The following is a 19,828-nucleotide window of genomic DNA, read 5'->3' as shown; positions in this document are numbered from 1 at the left end:
GCTCCGGCGTCAGGCAAGGCGGTAACGGAAATCGCCGTTCTTGCCGGCGGTAACGCGGATGCGGGCGATGGCCTCGCCCTGCGCCATGCGGCCCAGCACCTGCTCCGCGATTTGCGGCAACAGCGTGCCATTCAGGATGTGGTCGACGTTGCGCGCCCCCGTATCCACCTCGGTGCAGCGCGCCAGCACGGCCTCCACCAGCGCCTCGTCCCATTCGAAGACGGCGCGGTGATTGGCCTGGACCCGCTGCGCGATGCGGCCGAGCTTCAGCCCGATGATGCGGGCCAGCGCGTCGTCGTCCACCGGGTAATAGGCGATGGTCTTCATGCGGCCCAGGAAGGCGGGCTTGAAGGCCTTGTACAGCTGCGGCGCCAGCAGTTCCTGCAAGGCCTCGGGATCGGGCCGTTCCTCCGCGCTCTTGTTCAGGCACGCCTGCATGATGGCCGAGGACCCGACATTGGAGGTCAGGATGATGAGCGTGTTGCGGAAATCGATTTCGCGGCCTTCGGCGTCGTCCATCACGCCCTTGTCGAACACCTGGAAGAACAGCTCCAGCACGTCCGGATGAGCCTTCTCGATTTCGTCCAGCAGCACCACGCTGTAGGGCTGGCGGCGCACCGCCTCGGTCAGAACGCCGCCCTCGCCGTAGCCCACGTAGCCCGGCGGCGAGCCCTTCAGGCCCGATACGCTGTGGGCTTCCTGGTACTCGCTCATGTTGATGGTGACCAGCTTGCGTTCGCCGCCATACAGCACGTCGGCCACGGCCAGCGCGGTCTCGGTCTTGCCCACGCCCGAGGGGCCGATGAAGAGGAACACGCCCTTGGGTTTGTTCGGGTCCTCCAGGCCGGCGCGCGCGGTGCGCACGCGCTGCGCGATGGCGTGCAAGGCATGGTCCTGGCCGATGACGCGTTCGGCCAGCAGGGGCTGCAGTTCCAGCACCGTGCGAATTTCGTCATTGACCATGCGGCCCAGCGGAATGCCAGTCCAGGCCGACACGATCTCGGCGATGACCTGCGCGTCCACGAAGGCCGGCACCAACGGCGCCTCGCCCTGCAAGGCGCGCAGTTGCTGCTGCAGTTCGGCCAGTTGCGCCTGGCCGGGCGTGGCGACGGGTTCGGCCGCCTTACCCGAGCGGCGCTTGCCGGCGGGTTCCGGCGTCACGTCCGTTCCCGCCGCTTCCAGTTCCTCGCGCAGCGCGTGGATCTGCCTGACCAGCTCGCTTTCCTGCTCCAGCCGCGCTTCCGCGTCCGTCAACGCGGCGCGCGTGGCGTCCATTTCCTGATCCAGTTCGCGCAGGCGCGCGGATTGCGCCGCGCCCGCCGCGGCTTCGCGGCGCAGGGCGGCGCGTTCGGTCTCCAGGCGCGCCAGGCGGTGGCGCGCGTCATCGATCAGTGCCGGCGTGGCGCTGCGGCCCAAGGCCACGCGCGCGCAGGCCGTGTCCAGCACACTGACGGCCTTGTCCGGCAGCTGGCGGCCGCTGATATAGCGGTGCGACAGACGCGCGGCGGCCACGATGGCCTCGTCCAGCACGCGCACGCCGAAGTGCTGCTCCATCAGCGGCGCCATGCCGCGCAGCATGCTGGCGGCCAGTTCCTCGCTGGGTTCTTCCACCTTCACGACCTGGAAGCGGCGCGCCAGCGCGGCGTCCTTCTCAAAGTACTTCTTGTATTCGCTCCAGGTGGTGGCGGCGATGGTGCGCAGTTCACCGCGCGCCAGCGCCGGCTTGAGCAGGTTGGCTGCGTCGTTCTGTCCGGCCTGCCCGCCCGCGCCTATCATGGTGTGGGCTTCGTCGATGAACAGGATGATGGGCGTGGAGCTTTGCTTGACCTCGTCGATCACATTCTTCAGACGGTTCTCGAATTCGCCCTTGACGCTGGCGCCGGCCTGCAACAGGCCCATGTCCAGCGTGCGCAGGGCCACGCCCGCCAGCGCTGGCGGCACGTCGCCCGCCACGATGCGCAGCGCCAGCCCCTCGACCACCGCGGTCTTGCCCACGCCGGCCTCACCCGTCAGGATGGGATTGTTCTGGCGGCGACGCGTCAGGATGTCGATCATCTGGCGGATTTCGGCATCGCGCCCGATCACCGGATCGATCTTGCCTTCGCGCGCGCGCTCGGTCAGGTTGGCGGTGTATTGGTCGAGCGCCGGCGTCTTGGACAGGCCGGCAGCAGGGGCCGCGCCGTCCTGGGCAGCGTCCGCCGCCGGACTGTCGCCCAGCGCCACCGACTGGCCCGCCTCTTCGGAGCCCGCCGTCAGCGCGGCGAAATCGTGCTTCAGTTCATCCAGCCTGAACGATTCGAACAGGCGCGAACCGCGGCGCGCCAACTGGGCCAGGTCGGGCTCGGTCAGCAAGGCCAGCAGCAGATGGCCGGAGCGGATGCGCGTGGTCTGCGTGTCCAGCGAAGCGATCAGCCAGGCATGTTCGAACAGCCGCGGCAGATGCGGCGAAAACACCGGCGTGCGCGTGTTGCCATTCTTGAAGCCGCGGATCTCGGCATTCAGGTCCGCTTCCAGCACCGAAGCCTCGATACCGCTGCGCCGCGCCACGATGCTGAAATCGCTGGCCGGCTTTTCCAGCAGCGCCAAAAACAGGTGTTCCAGGTCCACCTCATAGTGCCCCTGGGCCATGCACAGGCTGGCGGCGCGCTCGGCCGCCTGGCGGCAGGTCTGGTTGAGCTTTCCAATCAGGGTCTTCAAGGGTGTGGCCATATTCCAGGTCGTCTAGTCTCAATGTATGGTGTGCAATTCGTAGCTGGCGTCATCGCGGTCCGATGCCACCGCTTCGGTGCAAAGAAAGGAGTTCCAGCCCAGACGCGCGCCGCCGCCTTCGCCCAGCACGCTGCCGCCCACGTCTTCCTTGGCCATCACCAGCCGCACTTCGTATTCGAAGCTCATGCCGCCGAACATGGTCAGGAGTTTCTCCAGCGCCTGGGCGCGCGCGCCGCCGGGCAGGAAGTCGGTGAACGCGTCCTTGGACAAGGGGCCGATCCACAGCCGGATGCGCATGTCGCGCTGCCAGATGCGGTCGCCGGCCATGGCCGACACGCCTAGCACCGCGCCAGGCATGCCCAGCTGCGTGCGGTTCTGCGGCGGCACGTGATACCAGCGCCCGACGAACTGCTCCACCCGCAGCGGCACCTGGAAGTAGTCCGCCAGCACCCGTTGCAGGTAGGCCGCCGATACCGGCCGTTGGCGCGCGGCCGCGGCGTAGTGCGCCAGCGATTCGTCGAACACCCGACCCTGCCCCGACTGCAGGCGGTCGCGCAGCGCCGGATGGCCGATGCCGCCCAGCGCCAGCAGCAGCGGCAGGTAATGGTGGTCCTGTTCGGTCTCGTGCCGCACCGGCATGCGGTACTTCTTCCAGGCCGCGTAGAACAGCGCCGCCGCCCGGTTGGAGAAGATATCGAAGAAGGCGCGGGCGCCGCGGTCGCGCCGCGAGCTCTCGCGCGTGCTCAGGATCTCGGTGTAATGCAGCGGCATGGCGCCCTGTGCGCCCAACAGGCCAAAGAAGGCCGGTTCGATCTCCACTCGTCCCAGGTTGCCCGCTGCCAGCGCCGCCAGCCGCGCTTCGGTGTCTTCCAGCGCCTGGCCCTGCTTGTCATAGGCTGTCAGCGCGGCGATCTCGCTGGCGGGAAAGCCCAGCGAAGACGAGTTCAGGAAGCGCAGGTGCGCGGGCACGGCATTGCGCGCGCGGCTGCCTTCCTGCCGCGCGAACCACGACTCCAGCACGCGCACGGCCTGGAAAAACTTGAAGCGCTGCGGCTCGGCCAGCAGCGATTCGATTACGCTAGGATCGCGTCGCCGTTGCATGGAGCGCACCGTAGGATTTCTTCCGCGCCGCGGCGCGACAGCACAACCAGCTGCACGAAGCTGTTGGCATGCACGTATAGGCCGAAAAAGCGGTTGATCACCGCCACGAAGGCATGCAGGCTGGTGCCGACGAAGTTGTCTTCGTTGATCGTCAGCCGGATCTCGATGCCGCGCACGAAGGTCGCGAACGGCTCGCCGGGCATCCAGTGCGTGGCAGGCTTGTAGTCCAGGCCGACCAGCCCTTCTATCTGGCGCGCCGCCACCGCGGAGTGCGACAGGTCATACAGCCGCAGCGTCTCTTTCAACGCAGGCAGACCGCTGTGGACCAGCGACAGGTGGTTCAGAGCCAGATGCGAAATAAGGCGCCAGTGCGCCGCCCGCCCCTGCTGGAAACGATGCGTGTGCGTCGGCCGGCGCAACATGCGGATCTCACGCGCGATCGAGCCGCCCTCCAGGAACAGGTCCCCGCCCGGCTGCCCCACCGCCAGATGCGCGGGCAGGTCACGGTTGGTGCAGGTCAGTTCCAGGCTGAGGGTCTCGGTCTGCGGCAGCGAGGGATCGAAATCGATGTCGACGATGGACAACTCCATTTCGTAGCCCGGACTGCGCTCGGCCACCATGGCATTGCGTCGCGCCGTCCAGTAGTGACCGGCGCCCTCGGGCGTTTCGCCATGATGCAGCGAATAGAAGGGTCGGAATTCCACCACCGAATCGCCCTGCATGTTCTGCCGCACCTGGCGCACGCGGTCGATCGAATAGATCTCGTAGCCATAGGCGCGGCGCGCGTCGGCCACCACCGGATAGGACGCCTGCGCATGGGTGACGCGGATGGGATCGGCGCGTTGCGCGAACAGGTTGACCACGGGCGTGCAGCCCAGCCGGAAATTGTCCGCGGAGGCCGACTCCAGCAGGCGCGCCGTGTTCGAATCCGCGCGCACGCCCTTCAATGCCAGATGCAGGGTGATTTCACGCACCGGCCCTGCCGCGCGCCTGAGCGCCGCGAGGTCGATGTCCACGAAGTTGAATTTCTCGGAGAACGCGAAGTACTCCGCCAGCAGCCGGTAGGCGGGATGCGAGCTGGCCGGGAAGTCGATCAGGGCTTCGTCCTCGGACAGCCCCACCTCCGCCAGCGGCACATCCTGCATGCGGTTCCAGCGGCCCGGCTGTGTTTCAAGATAGGCCGCGGCGGTGCGCAGGAACAGGCAGTCTCGCAGCGCGGCTACGAATGAGGGCTCGCCATGCAGGTATACGCGCAGGCGGTCCACCGCCAGGGTGGAAAAATTCTGGGTTTCTGCCAGGCAGGCCAGCGTCAGCGACAACCGGCCCGTCACGCCCGCCGGCAGGCTGGCTGCAGACGGTGCATTGGCCGTGGCCGCGAACACCGCCTGGCGTACGCTCACCGGCGCCAGGGTCACGTCATACGCCGTGCGGAAACGGCACGCCACGCCGCGCACGGGATGCGACTTCAATTCCGTGCCGCGCGCCATGCGCACCGGCGCGGTCAGCTGCGAGGCCATGCCGCCCATGTCGAACTGCACCACCGAGCACGAAGGGAACGGGCGCAGGTAATGCGGGTACATGACCTCGAACAACGCTTCCGTGAATTCCGGATAGTCGTCCTCCAGTTTCTTGTTGATGCGTGCGCCCAGCAGCGCGAACGATTCGATCATCCGCTCGACGTGCGGATCCTCGCAAGTTTCGCCGGATAGCCCGAGCCGCGCGGCGATCTTGGGATAGCGCTGCGCAAAATCGCGCGACGAACCGCGCAGAAAGCCCAGTTCGCGTTCGTAGTAAGGCAGCAGTTCTTCCATCTTTCCCTTCTTCGCCGGCGGCGTGCCGCCGGCGCCCGCGTGCATGGTTTGTTATCAGGCGGCCGCCGCGGCCTTGGCCCGGCCCTTGCTCACCGAGTACTGCAAGGTGGACGGCTGCAGCGTCGCGTCGAACGTGACCGGCTCATGCGCAGGCCCCACGTCCAGCATCGCGGTAATCGCGAAATACAGCACCGAGGTCGCGCGGCTGTCCACCTGCAGCAACACCCGCACATGCGTCAGGCGCGGCTCATGGCGGGCGATCGCCTGCTCCAGCGACCGGCAGATGAACTCGCGGTCGTAGTGACTGGCCAGGCTCAGGCCGGAAAAATCCGACAAGCCGTAGGTCAGGATGGACCGCTGGCAGTTCGGAAAGCGCTTGAGCGAGTCTTCTGTGAAGACCATGCGCGTATTGAGCAGGGCCTCGATGTCGCGCGCGACCGTTTCCTTGATTTCTTCCACCGACAGGCGTCGCAACGCATGCGGTGTCTGCCCGTCGCCGTCGAACAACTTGTCGAACAGGCTGGGTTCGAATCCCTTCATCGCGGCCTCATTGAGCAAAGGCGCCGGACCGGCCGGGGCCTTTGCCGTTCATGCGGTCAGGTTCAGACCGAGTACGTCTTGTCGTTCTTGGTGAGGCTCCATGCGCCCTGGGCGTTGCCGCCCTGGTTGCCGCCCACCTTCTGCTGCGTGTACTTCCACTGCACGGCGGCGTACTTCAGCGAGAACGATTCGTGCGGCAGGCCTTCGCTGACGACTTCCGGCGCCACGCGCGAGATGATCACGTACTTGAGCTTGATTTCCAGGTACTTGACGCGGTTGCCTTCGCCGTCGGCGCGCAGGAAATCGATGGTCACTTCGTCGAACGTCGTGCCGCCGGAAGCGTGCTGATACAGCAGCGGGCTGACCACGTCCAGGTCCTTGGTGAAGACCATCTCGCCATGCTCGGTGCGCTCGGCGGTGTGGCCGCCGGAGGTGGAGGCGGTAGCCGAACGCGGCTGGATGATTTCATGGCGCCACGATCCGACTTCGATCCAGTCCGGATGGTCCTTGTCCTGCGACTCGCCCTTGAGTGCGGGGTTGCCGAATTTGACGTAGATGTCCTTCATTAATAGCCTCTCTGGTTAAAAATCGTCGAATCCGACGGTGGTCACGACTTCTGGGCTTGGGCGGGGAGTTCCGCGACCAGGCGCAACGAAATCGAAAGCTCATCGAGCTGGAAGTGAGGCCGTAGGAACGCCACGGCCCGGAACACGCCGGGACGCCCCGGCACCTCGGCAACCTGCACCGATGCTTCCCGCAAGGGGAACTGCGCCTTCTGCTCCTGGCTCGCGTTGTCATCCAGCAGCACGTACTGCGAGACCCAGCGGTTCAGGAAGCTCTCGACAGATTGCGCGGAGGCAAAGCTGCCGATCTTGTCTCGCATCATGGCCTTCAGGTAGTGCGCCACGCGCGATACCGAAAAGATGTATTGCAGCTGGGCCGACAGCACCGCGTTGGCGTTGGCGCTGTCGGTGTTGTACTTCTTGGCCTTCTGCACCGACTGCGCGCCGAAGAACGCGGCGTAGTCCGAGTTCTTGCAATGCACCAGCGGAATCAGGCCCAGGTCGCTCAATTCCTTTTCGCGCCGGTCGGTGATGGCGATCTCCGTCGGGCACTTCAGGGCGATTTCGCCGTCGTCGGTCTTGAAGGTATGGGTCGGCAGGTTCTCGACCAGGCCGCCGCCTTCCACGCCGCGGATCGCCGCGCACCAGCCGAAGTCGGCAAAGGCCGCGGTCAGGCGCGCGCCGAAGGCCCAGGCGGCGTTGCACCACAGGTACTTGGCATGGTCGGTGCCGTCCACTTCCTCGACGAAATTGAAGCCCTCTACCGAAGTGCCTTCCTTCGGGTCATAGGGCAGGCGGCCCAGGAAGCGCGGCATGGTCAGGCCCACGTAACGCGAGTCTTCCGAATCGCGGAAGCTGCGCCACTTGGTGTATTCGACGGTGTCGAACACCTTGGCCAGGTCGCGCGGGCGGCCCAGGTCGGCAAAGCTGTCCAGGCCCAGCAGCTCGGGCGAGGCCGAGGCGATGAAGGGCGCATGCGAAGCGGCCGCCACGTGCGACATCTGTTCGATGAAGTACATGTCCTCGGGCTGGCGCGTGATCTCGAAGTTGCCCAGCAGCGCGCCGAACGGCGAACCGCCGAAGGTCCCGAACTCTTCTTCGTAGACCTTCTTGAACATCAGGCTCTGGTCGAAGTCGATGGCGGTCTGGAAGTCGCGCACCAGATCGCGCTTGGTGACGTTGAGCACCTTGATCTTCAGCATCGGGCCGGTGTTGCTCTCCTGGCACAGGTAATGCAGGCCGCGCCAGGTGCTTTCCAGCTTCTGGAACTCGGCGCCGTGCATTACTTCGCTCAGCTGGGCCGAGATCAGGCGGTCCAGCTCGGCCACGCGGGCGTCGAGCATCGCGGACAGGTTGTCCGAGACCACGACGGTGCCCTTCATGACTTCACGGGCCAGCTCGCCGATGAGATCCTTGGCGCGGTCGTGCTCGGCCGTGGACTTGGCCACGCGGCTCTGTTCGACGATCTGGTCCAGCAGGCCCGAGTCGGCCTCGGCGGCGGGCGCGGATACGTTCTGCGCGGCGGCGGAATTACTCATTGCTGCCTCCCTTGCCGTTCTTGCCGGCTTCGCTGGTCAGTTGCTGCAGTTTTTCAGTGCTGCTGAGCACTTCGCCCAACAGGTCTTCCAGCTTGTCGTTGCCCGCCAGCTTGTTGCGCAGGTCGGCCAGCTTGGTGCGGATGTCCAGGAGTTCCTTCAGCGGCTCGATCTGCTGCACCACGGCCTCGGGCCGGAAGTCCTCGACCGAGCGGAACTTCAGGTCCACGCCGAAGGTGCCGCCTTCGTCGGTCAGGCGGTTCTTCACGCGGTACGCGGCGCGCGGCTCCAGGCCGCGCATCACGTCGTCGAAGTTGTCGACGTCGATGTTGACGAACTTGCGGTCTTTCAGGCGCGGCAGCTCGGCTTCGGACTGCGCGCTGAAGTCGCCGACCACGCCCACGACAAACGGCAGTTCCTTCTGCTCGATCGCGTCGCCCTTCTCGACGTCATAGGTCAGCTGCACGCGCGGCGGACGTACTTTCTGGAGTCTTTTCTGAACGCTTTCTTTCTTAGCCATGGGGGCTCCAAGCGAAGTGCATAGTGAAGAGGCCGTGGGGCCCGATCAGGGTTTGAGGAGGTTGCCGAACGGATCCGGCGCGCGGCCGGCCGGCGCGGCGCCGGAAGCAGCCGGGGCCACAGGCGGCTTTGCGGCGGGAGCCGCAGCGGAATTCGCCGCGGGGGCCGCAGGCGTAGCGGGCGGCGTCGCCACCGCCGCGTTGGCGGCAGGCTTGGCCTGTTGCGCGGCGGCCGCGCCCTGCGCATCGTTGCGCCGCGGCTGGCGCGGGCGCGGGGGCTTGTAACCCTCGGGGAACAGCACGTCCTGGCCCAGGGTTTCACGCATGGCGGCAGCCAGCGCCACCGCATCAGTGCGGGCGTTGCCCGCCAACAGCGCGTTGGCGCGCAGATCGGCCAGCGACTGCATGGCCACGCGCAGGCCGCCCACGGCCCGCACGGTCTTGGCGGTGAAGTCTTCGGGGTCGCGGTTCAGCGCTTCATCGGCCGCGACGATGGCCTCGCCGTACTTCTGCTCGTCGAAGCGGATCTTGGCGATGTACGACCACGGCTCGCCGCGTGCGGGATTGAGCAAGGCTATTTCCTGGAACTCGGCAACCGCCTGATCGTTGCCCTTGGCAGCCAGCGTCTGCGTGGCGTGCGTCATCGACTGCTTGTACTCGGCGTCGGTCTGCGGCTTGGGGGACGTGGCGCAGCCCGCGAGGAAGGCCATCATTGCGCCGATGAGGAGAACCCGGGATATGTGCATTTTTTTGGTATGTAGGAGGGTGTAACCAAGGCCGCGTATTTCAACAACCTTTTGTTAGCGCAGCACTACAGTGCATTACTTCATGTAACTCGCGCAGAAACTTCGCTCATCGTGCCGTGATCTGTATGTTGTCGCAGGCTTCCGGTATAAAGAGCCATGTCAAAACATCTCTATTTTTCTCGGTGCATGGCAGCAGCGGCCATCATCGCGGCAAGCCCCGTAATCAGCGGTTGCGCAGCGGTTTCAGCGATCGGAGCGGTGGCCGGAATGACCGGCGGCATGATGGATATGGCGGGCCTGAAAAAAGACCCGAATGCGCCAATCGATGTGAAATTGGCGATACATGCCGGAGAAAATTTGAATGCGAGTAGCGGACAGCCAATGGCTGTGGTTACGAAAATATACTATTTGAAGAATGCCGAGGCATTTCAGCGCGCACCGCTCACGCAATTGGTTGATACTGACGCCGAAAAGGCGGCGTTGGGTGACAGCATCATCGCTGCACGCGAAGTCACACTGACGCCGGGACAGCGCTACGAACACCTGGAAAAAGTGCCTAAAACCGCTGCCTACATCGCTGTCGCGGGCTTGTTCTACGCGCCCGCGCCGCAGCGTTGGAAATACGTATTCGAAGTGAAGACCGCCGAGGACACCGGCATCGTCATGGGCGCCCATGCCTGCGCGATGACCGTGGTCACCGGACAGATAGTGTTGCCACCGGGCGTGCCCGGCTTCGACCCGGCCCGCCTCGGCTCGGTGCAATGCCCGAACTGAACGCAAGCCGCGCCTAGCCGCCGTCATCGACGCCCTCTATATATAAGAAGCAAGAGCCAGCAAACGTGAGCCATTCAGCGAAGATACTGTGGGGAGAGGGGCTGTTCCTGCGGCCCCAACATTTTCAACGCCAAGACGCGTACCACGAGGCCCGCCTCGCGGAAATGAGCCGCGCGCTGCATCCCTATGCATGGGGCCTGCGCGCGGCGCGCTTCGACGCGGCGGCGCTTGCCAACGGCATGCTGCGCGCCACCGAGCTCTCCGCGATATTTCCCGACGGCGAAATCTACAGCGCCCCCCATAACGACGACCTGCCGCCCGCGGTCGCGCTGGACGGCCTGGACGGCGCCAGCACGGCGGTGTTCTACCTGGCGCTGCACCCGATGAAGGACATCGGCGGCAACTATCGGGACACGCGCCAGGAACAGGGCTTCGATGCGCGCTATGCGCACCAGGACAGCCCCGCGCCGGATCTGTACACCAACGCCAGCACGGCCGAACTTGCCTTCCTGCGCAAGAACGTGCGCCTGCTGTCGGAACACGAGCCACGCGACGCGCTGCTGACCATTCCCGTAGCGCGCGTGCGCCGCACGGCCAGCGCCGGCTACGAGCTGGACACCAGCTTCATCGCCCCCAGCGTCACGGTGCAGGCGTGCAGCGCGCTGTTCGAACAGCTGCGCCGGCTGCTGGACGCACTGCAGGCCAAGGTCAACGCGCTCTATGGCTTTCACCGCGAACCGAACAAGAACATCATCGAGTTCCGCTCGGGCGATGTGGCCTCGTTCTGGCTGCTGCACACCTGCAACGAAGCCTATTCCGCGCTGTCGCACCTGTTCCACAACCCGCAGCTGCATCCCGAGCGCCTGTTCCAGGAAATGCTGCGGCTGGCCGGCGCGCTCATGACCTTCTCCAAGGTGCACACCCTGGCGGACCTGCCGGCCTACCAGCATGACGCGCCGGGCGCGGCCTTCGCGCAGCTGGACGAAATCCTGCGCGACCTGCTCGACACCGTCATCTCCACCCGCTACTTCTCCATCGTGCTGGAAGAACTGCGCCCCTCGTTCCACGTCGGCCGGCTGGATTCCGGCAAGCTCGACGAGACCACCGCGCTCTACCTGTCGGTATCCGCCGCCACGCCGGCCAGCGAACTGGCCGAGACCGTGCCGTTGCGCTTCAAGGTGGGCGCGCCCGACGACGTGGAAAAGCTGGTGCTCTCGGCCATGCCCGGCGTGCAGCTCGTCTACACGCCGCAGGTTCCGCCCGCCGTGCCCGTCAAGCCGGGCGCCTGCTACTTCACCCTGCAAACACGCGGCTCGCTGTATGACCGCATGCTGCAGGCACGCAGCATCGCCATCTATGCCCCCTCGGGCATACCTGAACTGAAACTGGACCTCATCGCCGTCACCCGCTAGAGCCTGCCCATGACCGCCGCCGCGCCTACCCTGATGCCCGGAGCCTCGCTCCCTCCCCGAGCCGCCGATTTCTATGGCTCGCGCCCCGCGAAGTCCCTGCTGGACCTGCTGTACGACGGCTTCCTGATGCTGTTCCTGCTGAAAAGCGGCCAGGAACCCGTGGACGCCGCCTCGTTCTCGGCGCGCGTGCAGCAGTTCCTGGCAGACTTCGAGCGCAGCGCGAAGAAGATGGACATTCCTGCCGAGGACGTCTACGCCACCAAGTACGCATTTTGCGCCGCGGTGGACGAGACCGTGCTGAATTCGGGCTTTTCCATCCGCGACGCCTGGATGCTGCAGCCGCTGCAGCTGACCCTGTTTGGCGAACAGCTCGCGGGCGAGAATTTCTTTGCGCGCCTGGAAGACCTGCGCGCGCAGGGCGCGCCGCGCCTGCAATCGCTGGAAGTGTTCTACATGTGCCTGCTGCTGGGCTTCCAGGGCAAGTACATGATCGAAGGCCAGGAGAAGCTGGGCTATCTCACGGCGCGGCTTGGCGATGAAATCACGTTGCTGCGCGGCAAGCGCGCGGGCTTCGCGCCGCACTGGCCCCTGCCCGACAAGATCGCCCACACGCTCAAGCGCGACGTGCCGCTGTGGAGCATCGGCGCGTTGTTCGCGCTGCTGGGGCTGCTGGCCTATCTGGGCATGAGCCACTTCCTGAACCGCGACATGCAGACCGCCATGGCTCCGTACCATGACATCGTCAAGATCGGCCCGCGCGCCGCGCACCTGACCATCTCGCTACCCTGAAGGCCTCAGGCCACCGCTCAGCACCATGACCGACCGTTCCCAAGCGCCCGCCGGATTCAGCAGCCTGGATGTTGCCGCCCTCTCCCAGAACGCCCGCATGCTACAGGTGCGCACGCCCCTGGATGCGGCGCTCGCAGTGGAACGCATGGTCCTGCGCGAAAGCGTCTCCGAACTGTTTGCCCTGACGCTGGACTGCCTGGCGTCCTCGGCCGAACTGGATGTGCAAGCCCTGCTGGGCCGCGAGATCAGCGTCAGCCTGCTGCTGGCCGACGGCAACAGGCGCCAATGGCATGCAGTGGTGGAAGGCGTGGACGCGCTGGGCGCAGACGGCGGCCTGGCGCGCTACCGGCTGCACGCCGCGCCCTGGCTGGCAGCCCTGGGCTTGCGCCGCGACAGCTTTCTGTACCAGGACAAGTCGGTCACTGACATCCTGAGCGAGATCTTCGCCGACTATCCGCAGGCGGCCTATTCGTTCGACATCGCCGAACCGCCCGCGCCGCGTCCACTGCGCACGCAGTACCGCGAGACCGACCTGGCCTTCGTACTGCGCCTGATGGCCGAAGCCGGCTTGAGCTTCCGTTTCGACCACCAGCAGGGCGAACAGCAGGACGAAGCCTCGGGCGGCGCGCGGCACCGGCTGGTCGTGTTCGACACGCGCGCGGCGCGGCCCGTCTGCCCCGATGCCACGCTGCGCTTTCACCGCAGCGACGCAACGGAAACCGAGGACAGCATCACGCGCTTTGGCGCGTCCCGGGCGGTACGGCCTAATGCCGTGACGCGCCTGGCCTGGGACGACCGCAAGCTGCTCGCGCATGCGGCGCATGCGCAGTCCGACGTCCAGGCCGGCGCGGTGCCGCGCCTTGAAGACTATGACTACGACGGCCACGGCCGCCATGCCGACGGCGACAGCGCGGAGCTTGCCGCCGCGCGCAGCCTGCAGGCGCATGAAGCCCGCATGGTGCGCTTCGACGGCGGCGGCACGGCCCGCCAGATGATGCCCGGCCATGACTTCACGCTGACGCAGCACAGCCGCTACGCCGGGGGCTCGGGCCAGGCCGTCGATGAGATGGGCGGCAACCGCTACACGCTGCTGCACGTCGAACACGAAGCCGCCAACAACCTGGGCAGCCAGGCCGCCCAGGCGCTGGGCGATTCCGATCTGGAACATGGCTCTTACCGCAATACCTTCGGCGCCCTGCCGGCAGCCGCGCCGCTTATGCCCGGCTGGCGCGCCAAGCCCACGGCGCCCGAAGGCCTGGCGGCCGTAGTGGTGGCTGCGCAGGACGCGCCCATTTCCTCGGGCCGCGACCTGCGCATCAAGGTGCAATTCCCCTGGCAGCGCGGCGCGCGTCCGCTACCGGGTGGCCTGGCGCACCGCAGCCATGGCGACGACACCGGCAATGCGCCGGGCGACGACAGTTCCGGCACCTGGCTGCGCGTTGCGGGCGCGCAGGCCGGTCCCAATTGGGGCGCGCACCATCTGCCGCGCAAAGGCACCGAGGTCCTGGTCGAATTCCTGGACGGCGACATCGACCAGCCCGTGGCCTCGGCCCAGTTGTACAACGACGCCGACCTGCCGCCCTGGTCCGCCGGCGAGGACGCTGAAGCCAATCATCCCGGCAGGCTCAGCGGCTGGCATAGCAAGGGCCTGGACGGCGAGGGCCACAGCCAATGGCTGTTCGACGACACGCCGCGGCAGATGCGCACGCGCCTGTCGAGTTCCATCGGCGCCACGCAGCTGGGCCTGGGCTATCTGGTCGCACAGGGCGCGGATGAATCCAGTCGCGGCGCATGGCGCGGCACCGGCTTCGAGCTGCGCTCGGATGCCTGGACCGTGGTGCGCTCAGGACAAGGCATGCTGCTGTCCGCCAACGCACGCGAGGACGCGCGCTCCACCCAGGCCGACGCGCAGGAAGCGCTGGCGCTGCTGCGCGGGGCGCAGAATGCGGCGCAACGCCTGGATGCCGCCGGCGCGCAGCGCCAGGCGCGCGCGCTCGCGGCCACCAGCCAATACGACACGCTGACCCGCGCCATCGATCCCAAGGGCGATGGCCGCTATCCGGGCAGCGTAGGCGGCCAGCAGGCGGTCAAGGCCAGCGGCGGCGAACGCACCGGCACGGACGCAGTGGAGCGCATCGACGGCGCCCGCATGCTGATCGACGCGCCGTCCTCCCTGAACTTCGCCACGCCCGCCTCGGCCATCCTGCACGCCAGCGAAAACCTGCACGTCACCGCGCAGGCCGACGGCCACGTGGCAGCGCGCCAGACCTTTGCCACGGCCTCCGGCCGCTCCACCAGTCTGTTCGTGCAGGACGGCGGCATCCGCGCCGTCGCCGCCGAATCTCCTGTGTCGATCCACGCGCATACCGACATGCTGGAAATGCTGGCCGGCCAGGACATCACCGTCACCTCCACTACCGACAGCATCGAGATCCTGGCGAACCAGAGCATCACCCTGCAGGCCGCCGGCGCCAGCATCGTCATGAATGGCGGCGACATCCTGTTCAAGGGGCCGGGGATGTTCTCGGTCAAGGGCGCATCCCACAATCTGATCGGGCCTGCCAGCGACGCGGCCGCGCTGCCGGCGCTGCCGTCCTCGCAAGTGGGAGATCCGATGCTGGTCACGGCCGAACTGGTGCACCGTCCCAAGGCCAAGCTGCAGGCGCAAGCCGGCTCCGGCCAGGCGCTGAATGCGGCCGGCGCGACGGGCGCGGTCGCCTCGGCTCCAGCGGCTGGAGGCCCCACAGCAGCTGCAGCCAGCGGATCGCAAAGCTCGCTGCTGGGTAGCGCGGGCGCGGCGCTTGCAAGCGGCGCAACCGCCGTATCCAAGGGCCTGTCCGCCGCGGCCGATGGCGCCTCCGGCATGCTGAACCAGGCCAAGAGCATGGCCGGCGAAGCGCTCAAGCCCGTGCAGGAATTCGGCGCGATGGCCGGCAAGACCATGCAGGCAGCGGGCAAGGCGGGCTCGGAACTGATGTCGGGCGCCATGGCAAAGGCCGGCGGCATGGCGCAAACGGCCATGCAGAATGTGGCTCCGTCGCTGACTGGCGGCGCCACGTCCTCACTGGCTAACGGCGCCACGCAGTCCTTGGCCAGCATGGCAACGCCGTCGCTGATGGACGGCGGCCTCTCCACCATGAAGATTCCACAGGGCGCTGGCGACGCGCTGGCCGGCGCGGTTTCCATGCCCCAGGCGCTGACTGACGCGGCAGGCGCCGTGTCCAAGGCCGGCGGCATGGCTACGCAGGCGTCGGCCTTGGCCTCGCAGGCGTCCACCGTCGCCTCGCCGGCCGCAGGCGCCGGCCCGTCGGCCTCGGGCATGCTGTCGGGCGCTTCCAGCGCCGCCACGGCAATGGGCAACGCCACGGCGGCATCCGCCCTGGGCGCCGCCTCCAACCTGACCGCCGCCGGCAGCGGCGGCGTGGGGTCCGCCATCGGCCCGGTCATGACGCAGGCCATGGGCGCCATGGGCGGCCGCCCCGCCGCGCTGAGCTCGGCGGTGAACACGCTGCTGACCATGCCCGACGTCAACCAGGGCAATCTGCCCGCGGTGGCGGGCGCCATACTCAGCACGCCGGGCCTGACCGACTCCGCGATTCCGTCCGTGGTCGGCGCCATCCTGCAATCGCCCACGATATCCAACGTCACGCTGCCCAAGGTGGCGGAGGCGATCATGAACATTCCCGCGGTGGCGAACTCGCCTTATCCGGCGATGGCCAAGCGGGTCATGGAAATGGCCGGCGTCGGCCTGCCCGGCCCTGTGGCGAGGCCCGCTGGCGCGCCCGGCGGCCAGGACGCGGGCGGCTCCGCAGCGGCCGGGACGCCGGATGCCGGCGCACCCACGCCGTCCGCCTACCGGGCCAGGAGCGGCGCCAAGCTCCAGTACGTCAACCTGAAGGAAGAGGACGAGGTCTGGAACGATGGCCAGGCGCTGGACAGCCTGGACCGCCAGACCAACAAGCCCAGGATCCGCGTGCGCTTCAACAAGGCCGGCCAGCATCGCTTCAGCGTCAAGGTCAGCCCGCGTCCGGGCAACGCGGTGTACTCCGCGCGTGAGCAAAGCCGCCAGCCGCTGTACCGCGAGCCCAACCAGCGCTCCTACAGCTACGTGACCGATGCCGACGGCACCAAGGTGGTCGACAACATCACGCTGCCGGCCGCGGGCCTGAACACCTATATGTTCGAGGTGGTGAACGACAAGAACCAGATCATCTCCACGGAGCAAGTCGAGACCGCAAGGCGGCTGTACATCCAGGAGATCATGCTGCCCGGCCCGGAGACGCTGGCGCGACGCCATGGCTTCCAGCCGACCGCGACGGAATACGCGCGGCATGGTGTGGACGTCGTGCAATTGCCGCCGGTCAGCACGCGCGGCGACGCCAACATGGACGTGTTCACGGACGACGGCTATGAACGCCTGCGCCGGCTGGCCGCCTCCGTCTATCCAGGGTCGCAGGGCCCCGATCACGAGCCCTATACGCTCGTCGTCTGCCACATCGACCGGCTAGCCTCGATGCTGCCCGTCCAGCCCATTTACGTGCAAGCCTCGGCCGGTCCCGGCGCGGCCGACAAGCAGGTGCAGTTCGTCAACGCCGACGGCACCCTCAGCTTCCTGTGGTATCACATCGAACCTGGCGTGGACTGGTACGTCGAATGCCTGTTCGAGTACACCGACCCTGCGGCCGGCATCAGGCAGGTCCCCATCCCCAAGGATCGCATGACCCCGGTGCCTTACGACCCTGCGAATCCCAAGGCCTGCGACACCCTGAACATCCGCATGGCGGGCCTGGTGCCCGTGCCGACCTCGGGCAAGATCATCCTGAAGGTCCGGTTGCTGGAAAGCTCCGCAGGCGGCGTGGCGTTCCCTGGCACCAACCTCCTTGGCGTGGCGGCGATGAGCCCCTGGGAGCCCAACACGCTGGATTATCTGCAGCAGACGCTGGTGCACGAGATCGGCCACCTGATCGGCATGACGCCCAGCGGACCCGAGTGGGTACGCGCCCATCCCGATGAAGCCGACATGGACTCGTCCAAACTCGACAAGGGTCCGTATTTCTACTCCCAGTTCGGCAACCACTGCCACTTCGGCCTGCCCGCCAGCCAGGCCGATCCCAGCCACACCGGCTCCTGCGTCATGTTCGGCGGCGACTGCGTCAGCATCCGCTTCTGCGCCAGCTGCGCCCAGGCCGTACGCAAGACGGACATGTCCAATGGCTGGCCCTCGTTCTGACGCGCGGCGCCGCGTGGCGCCGGCGCTGGCCCTCCTGCTCGCGGCCGCGATGGCCATGGCCGCGCCTGGCGCCGCCACCGCCGCGCGCCCCACCCCACATACCCAGAAGACCACGATGAACAGCGACTGGATCGACCCGCCCTCGTTCGCCACCGCCCCCATCGGCACGGTGCGCGACCACGCCTGCATTCCGCCCAACCATGGCAGCGACGACCAGCTCAACATCGCCGCGCCCGCGCGCGTGCGTCCGCAGGCGTCCGGCGCGCTGGTGATCCCGGTCTGCGCGCAAGGCATCATTCCCGTATCGCAGAACCAGAAGCTGCCGCGCTTCGTCGCCATCAATACGCAGACCAAGGCGGTCTATGAAGGCGTGGCCTACGAATACAAGCCGCGCAAACGCCCCGGCATGGAAGTGGACGAGATCCCCAGCTCGCGTCCGCCCAAGGGCATCCCCATCAGCCCGGGCATCAGCGTCGGCACGCAGTTCAGCACCGACCTTGCTGCGCAGGTGCAGCTGCCCAAGGATCCGGCGGTCTACGAGGTGTATATCGAATCGAACGGCGTGCGCTCGAATACGGTGAAGATCGAAGTGCAGGCGGCGAAGTAGGCGCTTTTCTTCAGGAGCCCCGGCCGATCATGCGCAGCGCGCGGTCCCGGATCGACCGCCCGTAGGCCCAGCACCAGACGGCCAGCGCCAGCATCGCGACAGTGAAGTAGGCCCTGGCCTCGATCGGCACTGGATTCATCGCCGAGATCGTCAGAAAGGGTTCATAGCCCACGAAATCGCTGGCGGCCAGGGTGCTGAAGACCAGCGCCAGCACCGGCCCCGTGAAATGCGGCCGATCGCCGCGCGTGGTCTTGTCGGCCCAGAAGGACCAATGGATGAAACGGCTCAGCTGGATCGTCACCGCGAACAGCGGGATGACGACGGCAAGCATCAGGACGATGAGGGCGACGAGGACTTGAGGCGGAAGCATGGCGGGATTTTAGCGGCACATCAGGCATTGCCCTTCCCCCCCTTGCACAACCGGTACCCGACCCACAGGCCGGTCACGGACAAAATCAGCGCCGGTCCCAGATAGTAGGGAAAAAAGAACAGGAAATACCCATACCAACGGTCATAGTTCCGGGCGACGTAATAGACGAGCAGGGCACCCACGGCCGCAAACTCCCAGACGGCTACCATGGACACGGCAAACCATTTGCGCGATGCCGCGGAGCCCAGGGCTCCGAAACGGTTTGGGCGCACGTGGACTGCGATCCCGAGGAGATAGAGTAGGGGCAGCGCAAAACCCAGGGCTTTTGTGGCGTAGAGCATCATGTCGGTGGACCACATGACGAATTCACGCAAAACCGTCTCCTACGGATCAAGCTCTCCGATGACCCGCTTCATCAAGGTTTATCTCTATCCGGACTTCTGACGTGATCATCGATTCGACACCCAATCGCTTCCCGGAAGCTCAGGGGCCACGTTGCTGAAATCCGATACCAGCGGACGCGTGACATAGCGCGCAGCAGCCTTGCCATCGGGATAGATACGCAATTCCAGCACCACGGCGCCCGCTGGCCGCTGTGGCTGTGGAAGCATCACGACAAATGGATAGTCTCCCTCTCCCGTTGCTTGAGGACCAGAGTCATAGCGCCACGATATCTGCATCGGAGCATCAGGCGCAGCTGGCCTGTAACCGAATGACTGCACATTATTTCCTGTGGCCGAATTCGCTCTGGCGATCCATCGCAGACCAGGCATCAACGAATACGCCACGTCGTACTGCGTAAAGTTGTACGAGTAGACCGCCACCGATCCTTCCAACGCGCTTCGTTGAAAATTTTGCGTCTGGCTTCGCTCTACGTAGACATAAGCCCCCGCCGCCACGGCGATCACCGCCAGTACACCGAGTGCGACCAACCGCCCGAGTTGCGAGCGCCCTGTCTTTCCCTGATTCCGCTCAGACATCCTCGACATCCCACTTTGATCATAGGCTTGCCCAGTCGCCACTGGTTCCACACCGATTCCTGCGCATCCACGGACTCTGGCATTTCTGTTGCTGTCGCAAAGCGAGCTGGCTAGAGTCCCCGACGCTCTCGCGGCATGCTCAT

16 protein-coding genes are annotated in these 19,828 nt (G+C 66.4%); 5 read left to right on the top strand and 11 right to left on the bottom strand.

Annotated features, from left to right (window positions below; genetic code table 11):
* Window positions 1–9: 9 nt before the first annotated feature.
* The 8 genes from tssH to IB257_RS11725 form a co-directional block, all read right to left on the bottom strand.
* The gene (tssH, locus tag IB257_RS11760; RefSeq protein WP_119450353.1) at window positions 10–2,709 is read right to left on the bottom strand and encodes a type VI secretion system ATPase TssH; all 2,700 of its coding nucleotides are present in this window, start codon (window positions 2,707–2,709) and stop codon (window positions 10–12) included.
* Between the two features lie 18 nt (window positions 2,710–2,727).
* Window positions 2,728–3,819, bottom strand: a complete 1,092-nt coding sequence (gene tssG / locus IB257_RS11755) for a type VI secretion system baseplate subunit TssG (RefSeq protein WP_175161300.1) — start codon at window positions 3,817–3,819, stop codon at window positions 2,728–2,730.
* Window positions 3,783–5,621, bottom strand: a complete 1,839-nt coding sequence (tssF, locus tag IB257_RS11750; protein ID WP_192492536.1) for a type VI secretion system baseplate subunit TssF — start codon at window positions 5,619–5,621, stop codon at window positions 3,783–3,785. Before tssF ends, tssG begins: the two co-directional genes overlap by 37 nt.
* Before the next feature lie 54 nt (window positions 5,622–5,675).
* Window positions 5,676–6,161, bottom strand: coding sequence for a type VI secretion system baseplate subunit TssE (gene tssE / locus IB257_RS11745; protein WP_054452040.1), 486 nt, complete (start codon window positions 6,159–6,161; stop codon window positions 5,676–5,678).
* Window positions 6,162–6,223: 62 nt separating this feature from the next.
* Window positions 6,224–6,727 (bottom strand): type VI secretion system tube protein Hcp, encoded by a 504-nt coding sequence (locus tag IB257_RS11740; protein WP_006395404.1) that lies wholly within the window; start codon window positions 6,725–6,727, stop codon window positions 6,224–6,226.
* 41 nt (window positions 6,728–6,768) lie between these two features.
* Entirely contained in the window at window positions 6,769–8,262 is a 1,494-nt protein-coding gene (gene tssC, locus IB257_RS11735) for a type VI secretion system contractile sheath large subunit (protein ID WP_059371264.1), read from the bottom strand.
* The gene (gene tssB / locus IB257_RS11730; protein ID WP_013396290.1) at window positions 8,255–8,779 is read right to left on the bottom strand and encodes a type VI secretion system contractile sheath small subunit; all 525 of its coding nucleotides are present in this window, start codon (window positions 8,777–8,779) and stop codon (window positions 8,255–8,257) included. Before tssB ends, tssC begins: the two co-directional genes overlap by 8 nt.
* A gap of 45 nt (window positions 8,780–8,824) precedes the next feature.
* The gene (locus IB257_RS11725; protein WP_192492357.1) at window positions 8,825–9,490 is read right to left on the bottom strand and encodes a hypothetical protein; all 666 of its coding nucleotides are present in this window, start codon (window positions 9,488–9,490) and stop codon (window positions 8,825–8,827) included.
* 189 nt (window positions 9,491–9,679) lie between these two features.
* Between IB257_RS11725 and tssJ the strand changes: the two genes are divergently transcribed.
* From tssJ to IB257_RS11700, 5 genes are all read left to right on the top strand, one after another.
* On the top strand, window positions 9,680–10,297 hold the full coding sequence (tssJ, locus tag IB257_RS11720; protein ID WP_225588881.1) for a type VI secretion system lipoprotein TssJ: 618 nt from the start codon (window positions 9,680–9,682) through the stop codon (window positions 10,295–10,297).
* A gap of 65 nt (window positions 10,298–10,362) precedes the next feature.
* Window positions 10,363–11,709, top strand: coding sequence for a type VI secretion system baseplate subunit TssK (gene tssK, locus IB257_RS11715; RefSeq protein WP_054452043.1), 1,347 nt, complete (start codon window positions 10,363–10,365; stop codon window positions 11,707–11,709).
* Between the two features lie 33 nt (window positions 11,710–11,742).
* Complete coding sequence (gene icmH / locus IB257_RS11710) at window positions 11,743–12,498, top strand: type IVB secretion system protein IcmH/DotU (protein WP_223283522.1); 756 nt, start codon at window positions 11,743–11,745, stop codon at window positions 12,496–12,498.
* A gap of 25 nt (window positions 12,499–12,523) precedes the next feature.
* Window positions 12,524–17,728 carry a type VI secretion system tip protein TssI/VgrG gene (tssI, locus tag IB257_RS11705; RefSeq protein WP_192492356.1) on the top strand — a complete coding sequence of 1,735 codons (5,205 nt, stop codon included), beginning with the start codon at window positions 12,524–12,526 and terminating at the stop codon, window positions 17,726–17,728.
* Window positions 17,709–18,335, top strand: a complete 627-nt coding sequence (locus IB257_RS11700; RefSeq protein ID WP_192492355.1) for a hypothetical protein — start codon at window positions 17,709–17,711, stop codon at window positions 18,333–18,335. Before tssI ends, IB257_RS11700 begins: the two co-directional genes overlap by 20 nt.
* A gap of 10 nt (window positions 18,336–18,345) precedes the next feature.
* Here the strand turns inward: IB257_RS11700 and IB257_RS11695 are convergent, their stop codons facing one another.
* The 3 genes from IB257_RS11695 to IB257_RS11685 all read right to left on the bottom strand — a co-directional run bounded on the left by IB257_RS11695 (window position 18,346) and on the right by IB257_RS11685 (window position 19,685).
* Window positions 18,346–18,705 carry a hypothetical protein gene (locus IB257_RS11695; RefSeq protein WP_175164330.1) on the bottom strand — a complete coding sequence of 120 codons (360 nt, stop codon included), beginning with the start codon at window positions 18,703–18,705 and terminating at the stop codon, window positions 18,346–18,348.
* A 20-nt stretch (window positions 18,706–18,725) separates the two neighbouring features.
* On the bottom strand, window positions 18,726–19,079 hold the full coding sequence (locus IB257_RS11690) for a hypothetical protein (RefSeq protein ID WP_192492354.1): 354 nt from the start codon (window positions 19,077–19,079) through the stop codon (window positions 18,726–18,728).
* A 75-nt stretch (window positions 19,080–19,154) separates the two neighbouring features.
* Window positions 19,155–19,685, bottom strand: coding sequence for a hypothetical protein (locus IB257_RS11685; protein ID WP_147400242.1), 531 nt, complete (start codon window positions 19,683–19,685; stop codon window positions 19,155–19,157).
* Window positions 19,686–19,828: the final 143 nt, after the last annotated feature.

Source organism: Achromobacter sp. ACM03 (assembly GCF_014851665.1).
In the GTDB taxonomy this organism is placed as follows: Bacteria; Pseudomonadota; Gammaproteobacteria; order Burkholderiales; family Burkholderiaceae_B; genus Achromobacter; species Achromobacter aegrifaciens.
This window is presented reverse-complemented; position numbering and strand designations above follow the sequence as displayed.

Excerpts from the sequence above, each read along its gene's own strand:
- tssH (WP_119450353.1), bottom strand. The coding sequence starts at position 2,709 with ATGGCCACACCCTTGAAGACCCTGATTGGAAAGCTCAACCAGACCTGC.
- tssI (WP_192492356.1), top strand. The coding sequence starts at position 12,524 with ATGACCGACCGTTCCCAAGCGCCCGCCGGATTCAGCAGCCTGGATGTT.
- tssE (WP_054452040.1), bottom strand. The coding sequence starts at position 6,161 with ATGAAGGGATTCGAACCCAGCCTGTTCGACAAGTTGTTCGACGGCGAC.
- tssB (WP_013396290.1), bottom strand. The coding sequence starts at position 8,779 with ATGGCTAAGAAAGAAAGCGTTCAGAAAAGACTCCAGAAAGTACGTCCG.
- tssJ (WP_225588881.1), top strand. The coding sequence starts at position 9,680 with ATGTCAAAACATCTCTATTTTTCTCGGTGCATGGCAGCAGCGGCCATC.
- IB257_RS11685 (WP_147400242.1), bottom strand. The coding sequence starts at position 19,685 with ATGTCTGAGCGGAATCAGGGAAAGACAGGGCGCTCGCAACTCGGGCGG.
- IB257_RS11700 (WP_192492355.1), top strand. The coding sequence starts at position 17,709 with ATGGCTGGCCCTCGTTCTGACGCGCGGCGCCGCGTGGCGCCGGCGCTG.
- tssC (WP_059371264.1), bottom strand. The coding sequence starts at position 8,262 with ATGAGTAATTCCGCCGCCGCGCAGAACGTATCCGCGCCCGCCGCCGAG.
- IB257_RS11695 (WP_175164330.1), bottom strand. The coding sequence starts at position 18,705 with ATGCTTCCGCCTCAAGTCCTCGTCGCCCTCATCGTCCTGATGCTTGCC.
- tssF (WP_192492536.1), bottom strand. The coding sequence starts at position 5,621 with ATGGAAGAACTGCTGCCTTACTACGAACGCGAACTGGGCTTTCTGCGC.
- IB257_RS11740 (WP_006395404.1), bottom strand. The coding sequence starts at position 6,727 with ATGAAGGACATCTACGTCAAATTCGGCAACCCCGCACTCAAGGGCGAG.
- icmH (WP_223283522.1), top strand. The coding sequence starts at position 11,743 with ATGCCCGGAGCCTCGCTCCCTCCCCGAGCCGCCGATTTCTATGGCTCG.
- IB257_RS11725 (WP_192492357.1), bottom strand. The coding sequence starts at position 9,490 with ATGATGGCCTTCCTCGCGGGCTGCGCCACGTCCCCCAAGCCGCAGACC.